A 12,919-nucleotide genomic window follows, 5' to 3' on the forward strand; every position below is an offset into this window, starting at 1 on the left:
TGCGGAACTGGTCGTGATGTAGGCTTCCGAAATTCCCGTTTTTATGGGAACAATCGGGCAATCAAATTAATTGGTTCCCAATTATTAGCAATTCCTACCTCTTCCCGCCTTGGCGGCCCATCTAAACATTACGCTTCGACGCTGTCGTTGACCCATTCTTAATTCCGATATTCGATCGGTAACGTTTCCATTTATATTTCCTACTGCCATTTCGTCCTGCGATTTCAACAGCTTGCTCTTTAAATCTTCGCGAAGGAATCTGACAGCATGGATCTTGAATTAATGGATTTTAATTGGAGAGTAGAAGAATATCGGGCTTTACGTGCCGAAATACTGGCGAATGAGGACTATCAAAAAAATCTGGTCATCTGGGGGACCACAATACTCGCGGGAGCCCTCGGAGTGATGTTCAAATCGGAATGCAAAGATTTCCGATTCATTCTTGTCTTTCTTACGAATTTATTGGCGTGCAGCTTTTGGCTAACTTGGGCAAAGTTGACTTCCATCACAGAATCCATCGGCACTTATATTTGGCTTTACCATGAGAAAGTAAGCCCGATGAACTGGGAACTCTTTCAGAGAATCGGGACGTTCCAAACGGGAAAAGAGAATGTTATCGACGAAGGCCTAGGTTCCGGGAATCCCGCGATCAAAGGCTTTTTGGGAATATTCTCGATTGGGGCCACGTCGGTCCCATTTATGGTTGTCGCCTTTTTGACACTTTGTCTGCTGTATATGTCTCCGCCAGATATTTTGATTTGGCCTGTGAAAATGACCTCTCATCATCTAGGTCTAGTCATACTTTTCCGAATCTTCTCCCTCTTTCTCTTTATTCTAACCACCGCGTTTGTGGTTCTCATGTTTGCGGAAATTCGGCCGGATAAAAAAAAGGACAAGACCGGGAGCCAATTGCTCAGGTGTGAAAGGTTCCGATTCCGTGACGCGTGGTACTTGCTGAAAAAAAGATGGCCCTTATTTCAGATCTATAGAAATGAGGTCCCAAATAACCTTTAAAGGGATACGAAGAGGCCTCGCTACAACGAGAAGTTAATTATGCAGGCCCCGAGCGCCGCTGAGATCAGAAGTGCTTCAGCGGCGACTTGCCAATCGCGAACACGTTGAAACCCAGCTTGAACAACTTCCTGTGATCCAGGATATTGCGCCCGTCGAATAGGAAGGCGGGCTGAGGCATCGATTTCAGGATGCGCTCGTAGTCGAGATCCTGGTACTGCTTCCACTCCGTCATGATCGCGATGGCATGCGCGCCTTCCGCCGCCTTGTAGGGATCCGTTTCAAAGGTCACGCCGGACTTCACGTCCTTTAGATCCTCCCTCGCATGCGGGATGGCCTTGGGATCGGTTATGATGACCTCGGCGCGCTCTTCCAGCAGTCCGCGCGTGATGGCCAGGGCAGGGGACTCGCGGGTGTCCCCGGTATTGGCCTTGAAGGCGAAGCCGAACAGGGCGATGCGCTTGCCCGCCACGGTATTGAACATGTTCATTAGCATGTTCTGGATGAAGCGCTTCTGCTGCCACTGGTTCAGCTTAACCACGGACTCCCAGTAATCGGCTACCTCGTGCAGGCCGTAGCTGTGGCAAATGTAAACCAGGTTAAGGATATCCTTTTGGAAGCAGGAGCCGCCGAAACCTACGCTGGCCCTCAGGAACCGCGGCCCGATGCGGGAGTCGGTGCCGATGGCGTAGGCCACTTCGTCGACGTCGGCTTCGGTGCGTTCGCATAAGGCGGAGATGGAATTGATGGACGAAATGCGCTGGGCCAGGAAGGCGTTGGCGGTGAGCTTGGAGAGTTCCGCGCTCCACACGTTGGACTCGAGGATATTCGCGCGGGGTACCCAGTGGGCGTAGATGTCCACCACTTCCTTGCGCGCCTTCAGCCCTTCCGGGGTTTCGCGCGAACCGATCAAAACCCGATCCGGTTTTTCCAGGTCCTGCATGGCGCTGCCTTCCGCCAGGAACTCGGGATTGGACAGCACTTCGAAATGAATCCCTTTGCTATTGGCGTTGAGGATGCGCTCCATGGCCTCGGCGGTGCGTACCGGCAGGGTCGACTTCTCGATGATGATCTTGTTGCTGTCGGAGTTCGCCAGGATCTGGCGGGCGGTCTTCTCCCAGTATTGCAAGTCCGCCGCCTTGCCCGCCCCTTGCCCGAACGTCTTCGTCGGCGTGTTCACCGATACGAAGATGATATCCGCCTCGCGGATGCCCCGATCGGTTTCGGTCGAGAAGAAGAGGTTGCGGCCGCGCGCCTTTACCACCACCTCGTCGAGGCCGGGCTCGTAGATAGGGATGTTCGGGCTGTTCCAGGCATCGATCCGCTCTTTGTTGATGTCCACCACCGTGACCTTATAGGACGGGCACTTCTCGGCGATCTTGGTCATGGTGGGGCCGCCAACGTAGCCGGCGCCGATGCACAGGATGTTTTTCTCGAACTTCATCAGGTCTCCGCGGGGAAGAAGTGCATAGAAATACGATTGACTGCCGGAAATTTCAAGGATTTCGGACCCGAATCAAGGTGGATCCCGGATTACCCGGCTCGGGCCGTACGGCCGCGATCCGGCTTTTCCAGACGCTTTCCAGCTTGCGGCGCAGGGCGCCTTTGATGGAGTCGGACGCGCCGGAGCTATGGCCGTGGATCACCCGCAGGCTGCCGCCAGACGGGGTCCAGCGCGCGAGGGCCAATTCCACTTGAGCCATGGCTTCGGCGATGGAAAGCCCATGGAGGTCGAGCTCTTCATCGACCTCGATCAGTAGCCTCGCCGGGCCCTTGCCGTCGAGCGGGTCCTTGCGTTTGCCCGGCTTACGGCTCATGGCCGCTCCCGCTGTCGGGAAGCAAGGCCTCCACGGTGGCGAAGAAGTCATGGTGCGGGTCCCAGGCTTCCGCGCCTTCGCGGCTTCCGTACTTCCCTCCCGAATTCTGGAAGCCCAGCTTACGGGTAAGCGACCGCAGGAAGCGTACGCAAGGCTGCCGTTTCTCGACGCGGTCCAGGCTGTCCCAACTCGCGCGCATCTCGCGCTTAAGGAAATCGGGATAATGCACGCGCTCCCCGGATTTACGGAGCCACATGATGTCGCCCAGCATGCGGTAGCGCGCGTCCCCGGAGCCTTGCAGGGCGAGTTGGGTCAGGATTTCCGCGTCCATCTCGCGCGTGAATCCCTTGGCATGGGCCGATTCGTGGCAAATGCCGATCAGGCGCCAGTAGCGCGGGGCGGGATGGGCTTCGGGAGGCACCATAGCCAACTCGCCGTAAAAAGGATCGTGGAACGCGGGCCCGCCGTAGCTCAATCCCAAAAGGGTGGTGAGCGGGCCCATCGGTTTCATCCGCCCTACGCTTCTTCCGGGGGGGAGGTCCAATCGCGCCAGCACGGTGTCGAGCCGCAGATTGCATCCCGCCAGGATCTCGCGTTCGCTTAGGGACTCGTACCATGCAGGGGAAAACGTGCGCAGCAAGCGCTCTTCGCGCCGCTCGAGGTCGCGATGGAACCGGTCGTAAGGAAGGGCCGGGGCCGGGAACTGCCTGGCCAGGGGACGACGCCAAGCGGTGGGGGCAAGGCTCATGGGGAAAGCGCCTTGGCCCATCGCCATGCACGCCAGGATCACCGGGCCGCAGGCCAAGGGGACGAAGATGGCGCGATGCGCGCGCAGCGCGCGCCAACGTCCCAGGACCGCGGCGATAAGCAAGACAGCCCCGCATGCGAGGCCCAGCCATACGGTCAATTCCACCAGGGAAAATGGGATCCGATCGACCAGCGCGCCTTTGGCGCGCGACAAGGGCAATCCGATCGAGCGCCAGTACGCTGTGAAAAGGGACGTCACGTCCCCAAAATAGCAAAGGCCGCCGAGGTAACGCGAAAGATACGGATCGGAGCGGGCTTAGGACCAGCCGAGGACGCGGAAACCGGCGTCGAGGTAGGGGACGTAATCCGCGACGGCTTCCTCCAGCCCCCGGATCGGCGCCGCGTACCCGGCGGCGCGAAGCTTGGCGATACCGGCCTGGGTCCGGTATTGATAGGTATCCCGGATGGATTCGGGCATGGGAACGAATTCCACCCTGGGCTCCTGTCCCAACTCCCGGAACAAGGCTCGGGCCAGGTCCAGCCAGGTGCGCGCCTGCCCGCTTCCCACGTTGTAGATCCCTCCCGGCGCGGCCGGATCCAGAAAATGCAAAGCCGCGTCCACGGCGTCCTTCACGTAGAGGAAATCCCGCAGTTGCAGGCCGTCCCCGTAATCCGGGCGATGGGATTTGAAAAGGCGCACCGCGGCGCCCTCCCGGATCTGGAGATAGGCTTTCGCCACCATGCTCATCATGTCGCCCTTATGGTATTCGTTAGGCCCGAAGACATTGAAGAACTTCAGGCCCACCACGCGATCCAGGTTCCCGTGGCGCAGGTTCCACAAATCGAACATGTGTTTGGAATGGCCGTAGGGGTTGAGCGGCCGCAGGGAAGCCAGCAAGACATGATCGTCGCGGTATCCCTGGCTTCCGTCGCCGTACGTGGCCGCGGAAGAAGCATAAACCAGGCGGATGGGCCGGGGCCGATCCAAGCACCATTCGGCCAGCGCCTTGCTGTACTCGAAATTGTTGCGGGTCAGGTAGCCCGCGTCCGTCTCGGTGGTCGAGGAGCACGCTCCCATGTGGAAGACCGCTTCCACCTCCACGTCGTCCAGGCTTCCGGCCCGTAACGTCTCCAGGAAATCGAGCTTGTCCGCGTAGTCCTGGTATGCCAAAGGCACGAGGTTCTTCCACTTCGAGCTTTTATCAAGCTCGTCCACCAAAAGCAGGTTGGTGCGGCCGACCTGATTCAAGCGCCAGGCCAGGGCGCTGCCGATGAATCCGGCCGCTCCCGTCACGATGATCAAGGGTTGCTTTGCCACAGGGCAATTATGTTTATTTTCGGGGGTCGCAACAAGCAAGGAGTCGGCGCACGATGACCAGGAAAGAAAAAGCGCAGGGTATCATGGCGTTCCTGGACCGCTTATACCCCAATCCGCCCATCCCGCTTTACCATACCAATCCATATACCCTATGCATCGCGGTATTGCTTTCGGCGCACACCACCGATAAGTCGGTCAACGCCGCCACGCCCGCCCTTTTCGACCTGGCGGATAACCCGAAGGCCATGGTGAAGCTCGGTCCCGAAAAGATCCGCGCCCTGATCCAGAAGGTGGGGCTCTCCAACACCAAGAGCCGCAATGTCTGGAACCTGTCGCGTATCCTTTTGGAGAAGCATGGGGGCGAACTGCCACGGAACTTCGAAGAGCTGGAAGAGCTGCCCGGGGTGGGGCATAAGACCGCCTCCGTGGTCATGTGCCAGGCATTCGGGGTTCCGGCCTTCCCCGTCGACACCCATATCCACCGGCTGGCCCAGCGCTGGGGGCTTTCCGACGGTCGCACGGTGGAGAAGACCGAAGCGGATCTGAAGGCGGTCTTCCCGAAGGAGAAGTGGACCAAGCTCCACTTGCAAATCATTTATTACGGCAGGGAATACTGCCCGGCCCGGAACCATGACCTGGCAAAGTGCCCCCTTTGCGAACGTTTCGGGACCGCCCTCGTCAAGAAGGCGTCCCGCGTTCGTAAGAAGATCCCGACCTGCCCCGTCCATGCCCGATGAATTCGACGGTCATCCGTTTCTATTTTTAACGATCCTACCGCTTGGTTAGATTGCAAGATTTCAGCATTTTAGCCATTTTTCGGATGGCCCTAAGCAGGGAATCCACCGGGAGACATCCTTTGCCTTTTCGCATCTCACTTCTAGCCGCTCTAGTTTGCTGGATAGGCGTTTCCGCCCGCGCGGACGAGAAGATCATCACGGGGGGATATGATCTCAATACATTGTCGAGCTCCCTGTCCTCATCCAACAGGATCCTCAACGTTCGCATCGACAATTACGCCAATCCCGGCGAGCTGAAGATCACCCCTGCCGCGAACGCTCTGGACACCATCCTCCTGCATCGCTTTTCCTCCGATTCCGATGGCGTAATCAAGGTGGATTCCACCTTCATCGATGCCAAAGGTTTTACCGGCACCTTGATCCTGAAGAACCTGGCCTTCCGCTTGACCAAATCGAGGGCGGTCCTGATCGCGGGCTTCGATCTGAACCAGCCCAACAATCATCTCACCCTGGATTCCTGTACCCTCTATGCAGACACCCTGGACGGCCTTTTCCTGAGCTGGCAGGGCGATACCGCCTCCCGCGTGGACATCCGGAACAGCTGGTTCGTGGCGCGCGGCAGTACGACCAACACGGCGAGCATCCAAATCGCGACGGGAAGCGTTTCCCTCTCCAATTGCCTATTCAATTTCGCCGGTACGATCAATGGATCGTCCATCTCCAAACGCTTCGATGCCTTCTCGAACACGGCCAATCGGGTGCAATTCAAGCTGAGCGGGAACCCGGTAGGCGGCGTGGACCCCAGCTATTCTTTCGCGCAGAATCTCATCGCGTTTCATGGGACCGTGAATACCTTGGGCGGGGATCCTTACTACGTCCTGAATGCCTTGGGATTCAGCGATCCCCGCTCCAGCATCCAGGGCAATCGCATATACTCGGTCTGGAAAGGTTTCGATGCGCCCAGCGGGACCAAGGGCAAGGCCGGGCTCACGTCCATGGATTCCGTTTATGACGGAAAGGCATCCAGTGAACTCTGGGATTGGTATACGGACGCCAAGGATCCCTTGACGGGATTGCTTTCCGGCAACTCCACCTTGCGGCGCTACAACGTTCTCCCGGGAAGGACCTTCGTTGATACCCTCATCGGCGCGGATTCGCTCCGCGTCAACTTCAAGTCCGCGGATTTCCCCCGCATGTTCCGCTGGAACATGGGCGCGGCGCCGGACCTGCTGGATTCCGCCTATCGGCCCCTCGCGGTCCTTCCCGGAAGGCTCTCCTTCGGCCCGTTCCAAGTGGACAGCATCCGGGACAATGCCATCGCCGAATTCGGAAAACCCATCCTGCTGGACCAATCTTCCGGGAACCTGTTCCTGCCCCAAGCGAGCACGTCAAGGTACAATGGCACGAGCGTTTTCCAGAACCGGACGCCTCAGGCGCGCGTTTACGCTTTGGTCGATTCCGGGAATACCCCGCGCGGCTTCGCCGTGGAGCCCTTCCTGCCGACCGCGGAGAAGTTCGAGCATATCCGCTTTTTGCGGGTCGTCGAAGCGGGCGAGACCATCCTGAAAACTCCCGCGAACGAGAACATGCCGGATAGCTTACGCTACCTGAAGCGGGTCTTCGGATTCGGGACTTCCGCCAACGCGCCCGGCCAGGTCACCTTCTCTTCCAAGTTGAATACGATCGTCCCATGGTCCAAGCAAAGCGAAGGCGCCTGGTTCTGGTATTGGAGGGCCAAGGACACCCTGATACCCGTTACTGGAGGGGTTATCTGGGGCGATTCGCTGCTATATGGCTCATTCAACTATCAGAACCATGACAGTTCCTTCTTTGCATACCTCGTCGAAAAATTGTCGGTACATGCGGGTGCGACCACGAAAACCATCCCGGGGGCTACCTTGCTTTCCGGGTCCGCATCGGGTTACCAGCTTTATATCGATTCTTCGGTGGTGGACCCCGGGCGCTTCGGTTCCCCGACCAAGGGCTATAAGTTCGCCTGGACCGGGCGCGGCGCGAACGATTCCTTGTTCCTCATCCTCAAGTCCCCGGCGCCGGAAGCCCAGGCTTTCGCGCAAGTCCCCGGCAAGGCTGATGCGGATCTGCTTCCGTTGACGGCGGACTCCCTGGGGAATTTCAGGATCCCCATCGGCCCGGACGATTCGGGAAAAGTCTTTTTCGCCGGGGCGAAGTATAACGTACTGGCGGCCACGCCCTTCAGCGGAATCGTGAACGGCGTGTCCGTCGGCGGCCTTTACTCCACGACTCCGGGAATGCTCGCCTACCGGGATCTTTCCCAGTCCGCTGCGCAAAAGCTGGGAAGCAACCGGGATTCCGTCTTTCAGAACACCCGCTTCCTCGGTGGGAACCTTGATGCGAGCATAGGCCTGAACGTAACGCGCGATTATAACCTCGCCTTGAACATCACCAAGCCATTGACCTCCGATACCGCTGAAACATGGGCCTTGATCGCGGGAAAGTGGGTCAATATCAGCGCGGTAGCCAATGTTATCGGTGATACGGATCGCGTATTGATCCGGTATTCGAGCCAGCAACCCTTGCCGACGGATATCGTGGTGCTGGAAAGATTCAAGGCTCCGGATGCCTATTTCAAAACCAATCTGGACCCGCGAGTGGATTCCCTGGTCTTTTCCTTGTCGCCCGTGATTCCCGGCACCACCAATCCCGTCGTGGCCTATTGCCTTGAAGTTCACACTCTCGGGATCAATGGGGAAATGAGCCAATCCCCGTGCGTGAAGCAGGATCCGACGGTTGCCACGAAACTCCCCATCGTTGGGAAAACCGCATATGCCTATCGGATCGTCTATTACGTGGGCGCCGATACGACAACGGTCTCGCTTCCCCAGCCCTTGGTATACCCGGCCCAATTCGGCTGGAACGTGAATGACGCAATACAGGGCAATCCGGATCTAATCGCATTGGCCCAAGGCCAGTGGCACCTGATCGCCGTACCCGCGGTGGATACGACCTTGAAGGCATTGCTCGATAGCTCACCCCGAACCGCCACGGATACGGTCAGGGATACCACCATGGTTCTTGGCCTTCATCTCGACAAGAACGGCGAGACGAAGTTCGATTCCACCCAGCAATACGATTCCTATCGCATGGGGGCCTCACGCGCCATCCTGCTGGCTTCCAGCCATCCCCTCGCCTTGACCGTAAATCATCTGCCTTCTTCGCCGCGGAAATCGCTCAAGCCGGAAGTCCTGGCCACTAAACAGGGATGGAACCTGATCGGCAATCCCTTTCCCGTAACGCTGGGGAAGAATTGCATCAAGCCCCAGAAGCCCCATCCGGTCCGGTGGTGGCAGCTTATTTACGACGTCAACGTCGCCGGCAAATACAGGTGGGATAGCACCCTTCTCGCGGTTCCGCCCTTACGCGGCTTCGCCTACTATTCCGCCCAAGCCGAATCCTTAACCATCGATCCGAGCGATACGACGCCTCCGGCGCCCGTGGCCCACGCCAAGATCGCCGCCGGATCCGGCCGCCTGCGCATCGGGGTCGAATCGCCCTGGGGCGGTTCCAGCATGGCCCTCGTCCGCGGGGCGGGGGAGTACCCTGTACGTTACCTGCCCATGCCTTCCTCGCCTCTCGAACTCCGCGTCGGGGGGGACGGCGGGTTTTTCCTGAAGCCCGTGGACGATCTCGCTCGCGTCGATGAACCGGTGGAAATCCGCTCCAGCCGCGAGGGCACGGTCCGTTTTATCCTAGGCGAAAGCGGGCAATCCCCAGCCTTCGCCATAATCGACCAGTCCACCGGCGCCATTTACGATCAGTCCTCCGCCGGAGAGGTCCCGGTCAGCCAAGGGAGCCATAACTATCGCCTCTTGGCAGGCGACCCCGCCTTCGTAGGCGAACAGACCCAGGCCTTCCTGGCCTCCACGCCTTCAGCCATCGCGCTTTCCCAGAACTTCCCCAATCCCGCCCGCGGCATCACCCGCATCGCGATCGAGTGGCCGGCTACGCAATCCCGGGATCGGCGCGCGACCCTGGAGGTCCTCGACTTGCAAGGCCGTCGCCTTGCCCTCCGGCGCCTGGACGGGATCCAGGTAGGCCGCCAATTGATCGAGGTGGATGCTTCGGCTTGGAAGCCGGGCATCTATATCTACCGTCTCGCCGTGGTTACGGGAGGCCGGGTCCTACGCCTCCAGAAAAGAATGTTGGTGACTCCATGATCCTGCGCGCCCTGCTTCTGCATTCCATCTGCGCTTCCGCCGCCTTCGCGGCCGGCTGCCTGGAAAACAAGGACTTCTACCAAAATCTCCCTACCACCATCGGTCGCGAGGACCAGGTGGGCAAATTCCCGTTTCCCCTTAATTGCGATACCGTCTTCGTCCGCAAAGGCGTGACGACGGTGGTGTATCCCGGCACCATGCTTTATTTTTCGCACCCGTCCATCAACAGCGTCATCAAGGTGGAAGGGACCCTGATCTTAAAGGGCACGCGCAATTCTTACGTAACCTTGAGCGGCTCCCTCGACAGCAGCCGGAGCGGGGCGGAGCCGGGACAAAAATTATGGGGCGGGATAGAAGTAGCCGAAGGCGGCAGGCTCGCGATGGACTATGCCGGATTCATGCGCGCGCCCACGCCCATCACGGCCTTCTCCTCCCAGGTCAAGATCGTGAACAGTTGGTTCAAAGGCAGTTCGGGCATCATCCTCCCCGACGGCAGCCTGTTCCCGCTGGAATCGTCCTGGCATGCCATCAATGACTTGGACCTGGCCAAAGGCACGATCGACCGTAAAACCTCGGCCCGCCCCGCGGAGGCTCTGAGCGATAACGAGAAGGCCGATTTGATGAAGAAAGATCAGAACAATTGGTCTTGGAAGAAGGCGGGAATCGGGGCGGCCGCCGTGGCGGTCGTGGGCGTGGGAGCGATCTTATTGATGCCCGACAAGAAACCAGAGCCTTCGAAGAAGCCGGTCGTGGATAATAAACCCGCTTCGACCGGAATCGACCCCCTTAGCGCTCTTCCGTCCCAATAGCAGCGGATTTTTCCGGCCTCCGGGTCGAACCTGTTTCGCAATCGGCTTTTTAGTTTCCCGATTCGAACCGCTTCAACTCGTCGCGCAGCCGCGCAGCCTCTTCGTATTGCTCGGCGGCGAGGGCCCGTTTCAACTGATCCTTAAGGCGCTCCACCTTGCCCATCTGCGTTTCCTCCGGCGATTCCTTGGCGCGCGTTCCGGCCGGCGCCAGGGGTTCCGCTGGCGCCTCGCCCTCGCTCTCGCCGCCTTCCTTCACCAGGATGGCCGCGGCCTCGTATACGTCCTTGTGAACGAAGATGGGCACGCGATAGCGCAGGGCCAAGGCAATGGCGTCCGAAGGACGGGCGTCCACGTCCATGTCCTCGATGCCTTCCTTGCGCAAATGGATACGGCCGAAAAAGGTGTTCTCGGTCAGGTGCGTCACCTGAACCTTGACCACTTCCACGTCCAACATCCCCAGTACGTTCTTCATGAGGTCATGGGTCAGAGGGCGGGGCGGGGTCTGGTTGTTGTAGGCGATGGCTATGGATTGGGCCTCGTTGGCGCCGATGAAGATAGGGAGGACGCGGGCGTCGCCCGGAACCTTGAGGAAGACGATGAACCCCAGGTTGCTGACGGAGACGTTCTCGATTTTCGCTTCGAGGAAATCCTCTTCGTCGAATTCGAACTCGCCTTCGCTTTCGGGCAGATCATCGTCCTCCATCTCATCGGCCATGGCGCACCACCTCAGACATTAAAGAGAAAATGCATGATGTCCCCGTCCTTCACCACGTATTCCTTGCCCTCCTTGCGGACAAGGCCCTTTTCCTTGGCGGCCTGCCAGGTCCCGTATTTGGTGAAGTCGGCGTAGCCGAGGGTCTCGGCGCTGATGAAGCCGCGCTCGAAATCGCTATGGATGACCCCGGCGGCCTGGGGGGCGGTCCAGCCCTTATGTATGGTCCAGGCCCGGACCTCCTGTTCGCCGGCGGTGAAGTAGGTCTGCAGGCCCAACATGGAAAAGCCCTTGCGGATGACCATGGCGAGACCGCTTTCCTTGAGGCCCATCTCCTCCAGGAAGGAGGCCTTTTCCTCTTCGTTCAGCTCCGCGATTTCGCTTTCGATCTTGCCGCTGAACGTCAGCACTTCGCAATGATGCTCGGCGGCATACGCGCTGATCTTCTTGACGTGATCGTTGCCGGTGTGGATTTCCGTCTCGAGCACGTTGGCGCAATAGAACATCGGCTTCAAGGTCAGAAGGCCCAGGTCCTTGACCAGGAGCATCTCTTCCTTCGTCAGGCCGGCCGTGCGGGCGGGATTGCCGGCGTCCAGGCACACCTTGAGCTTCTCGAAAACCGCCACGCGCACCCGGGCCTCTTTGGCTTCGGCCGTAGCCAGCGCCGCCAGCTTCTTATCCTTGGAAAGCTTCTTGTCTACCATGTCCATGTCGCGGAGGGCCAACTCGGTATTCACGACGTCGGCGTCCCGCACCGGGTCCACGCTGCCGTCCACATGGGTGATGTCGATGTCCTCGAAGCAGCGGACCACGTGCATGATAGCGTCCGTCTCGCGGATATGCGCCAAGAATTGGTTGCCCAAGCCTTCGCCCTGGGAGGCCCCCTTTACCAAGCCGGCGATGTCGACGAATTGCATGACCGCCGGCAGCTCGCGCTTGGGTTTATAGACCTTTGCGAGCTCCTTGAGCCGTATGTCCGGAATCCCTACCATTCCCACATTGGGTTCTTTGGTGCAGAAAGGGAAGTTGGCGGCCTCAGCCCCGGCGCTAGTGAGCGCGTTGAAAATGGTCGATTTCCCGACGTTTGGCAGGCCGACAATGCCGCATTTGAAACCCATAGCGAATTAATTCCTTTGGCTGGAACCGGGCTTTTCTTGCCCGGGAAACGTCAAAAGTACGATTTTCTCCGGACAGCCAGGGGGGAATTTATTTTCCGAGTCGGCGGAAAATGGGATAATGTATGGAGTGGGAGTTGCAAGGTTCCAACACGAAGAAAATCATGGACTTAAGCGAGTCTACCCCAGGCTCGCGGAAGGGTCCTGTGGCTAATCTTCGGGCCCAACTACTGCGTATCCAACGCGGGAATTATGAGCGCAACTTGGCTTTGGTGAAGCGAAGCCTGGGCTCGAATCGATTAGTCGCGCGCTATGGCCGCGAATACCATCGGTATCTGAAAGAGTACCAGGGCATTTCCAACAAGTCCGAGCTGGTGCGCCGGGCGCTCGCCAGCGACGTCGTTTATCACGGCGACTACCACACCCTCCGCCATTCCCAGCGCAGCATCCTGGCCAT

The 12,919-nt window shown here is 58.8% G+C and carries 11 protein-coding genes; 5 read left to right on the forward strand and 6 right to left on the reverse strand.

The features are described from left to right. The first annotated feature begins 267 nt into the window (after positions 1-267). Entirely contained in the window at positions 268-1,014 is a 747-nt protein-coding gene (locus tag JF616_22590; protein MBW8890551.1) for a hypothetical protein, read from the forward strand. 64 nt (positions 1,015-1,078) lie between these two features. Here the strand turns inward: JF616_22590 and JF616_22595 are convergent, their stop codons facing one another. From JF616_22595 to rfaD, 4 genes are all read right to left on the reverse strand, one after another. After that, positions 1,079-2,455 (reverse strand): nucleotide sugar dehydrogenase, encoded by a 1,377-nt coding sequence (locus JF616_22595; GenBank protein MBW8890552.1) that lies wholly within the window; start codon positions 2,453-2,455, stop codon positions 1,079-1,081. Between the two features lie 52 nt (positions 2,456-2,507). Beyond that, positions 2,508-2,828 carry a Smr/MutS family protein gene (locus JF616_22600; GenBank protein ID MBW8890553.1) on the reverse strand — a complete coding sequence of 107 codons (321 nt, stop codon included), beginning with the start codon at positions 2,826-2,828 and terminating at the stop codon, positions 2,508-2,510. After that, the gene (locus tag JF616_22605; GenBank protein ID MBW8890554.1) at positions 2,818-3,789 is read right to left on the reverse strand and encodes a hypothetical protein; all 972 of its coding nucleotides are present in this window, start codon (positions 3,787-3,789) and stop codon (positions 2,818-2,820) included. The genes JF616_22600 and JF616_22605 overlap by 11 nt, the downstream gene beginning before the upstream one ends. 102 nt (positions 3,790-3,891) lie before the next feature. After that, positions 3,892-4,878, reverse strand: coding sequence for an ADP-glyceromanno-heptose 6-epimerase (gene rfaD / locus JF616_22610; protein ID MBW8890555.1), 987 nt, complete (start codon positions 4,876-4,878; stop codon positions 3,892-3,894). A 68-nt stretch (positions 4,879-4,946) separates the two neighbouring features. Here rfaD and nth point away from each other — a divergent pair, with 68 nt between their 5' ends. The 3 genes from nth (at position 4,947) to JF616_22625 (ending at position 10,635) form a co-directional block, all read left to right on the forward strand. Then, entirely contained in the window at positions 4,947-5,630 is a 684-nt protein-coding gene (gene nth, locus JF616_22615; GenBank protein MBW8890556.1) for an endonuclease III, read from the forward strand. A 119-nt stretch (positions 5,631-5,749) separates the two neighbouring features. Continuing rightward, positions 5,750-9,826, forward strand: coding sequence for a T9SS type A sorting domain-containing protein (locus tag JF616_22620; GenBank protein MBW8890557.1), 4,077 nt, complete (start codon positions 5,750-5,752; stop codon positions 9,824-9,826). Beyond that, a complete protein-coding gene (locus JF616_22625) occupies positions 9,823-10,635 on the forward strand; it encodes a hypothetical protein (GenBank protein ID MBW8890558.1) in 813 nt (270 codons plus the stop codon). Before JF616_22620 ends, JF616_22625 begins: the two co-directional genes overlap by 4 nt. A 49-nt stretch (positions 10,636-10,684) precedes the next feature. On the opposite strand, the gene JF616_22630 is transcribed toward JF616_22625, so the two are convergent. Then, on the reverse strand, positions 10,685-11,350 hold the full coding sequence (locus JF616_22630) for a bifunctional nuclease family protein (GenBank protein ID MBW8890559.1): 666 nt from the start codon (positions 11,348-11,350) through the stop codon (positions 10,685-10,687). A gap of 11 nt (positions 11,351-11,361) precedes the next feature. Beyond that, positions 11,362-12,465, reverse strand: a complete 1,104-nt coding sequence (ychF, locus tag JF616_22635; GenBank protein MBW8890560.1) for a redox-regulated ATPase YchF — start codon at positions 12,463-12,465, stop codon at positions 11,362-11,364. 203 nt (positions 12,466-12,668) lie between these two features. On the opposite strand from ychF, the gene JF616_22640 reads away from it, so the two are divergent. Next, positions 12,669-12,919: hypothetical protein (locus JF616_22640; protein ID MBW8890561.1), on the forward strand; the 251-nt coding region annotated here is incomplete at its 3' end.

The organism is Fibrobacterota bacterium (assembly GCA_019509785.1).
Classification (GTDB): Bacteria; Fibrobacterota; Fibrobacteria; order UBA11236; family UBA11236; genus Chersky-265.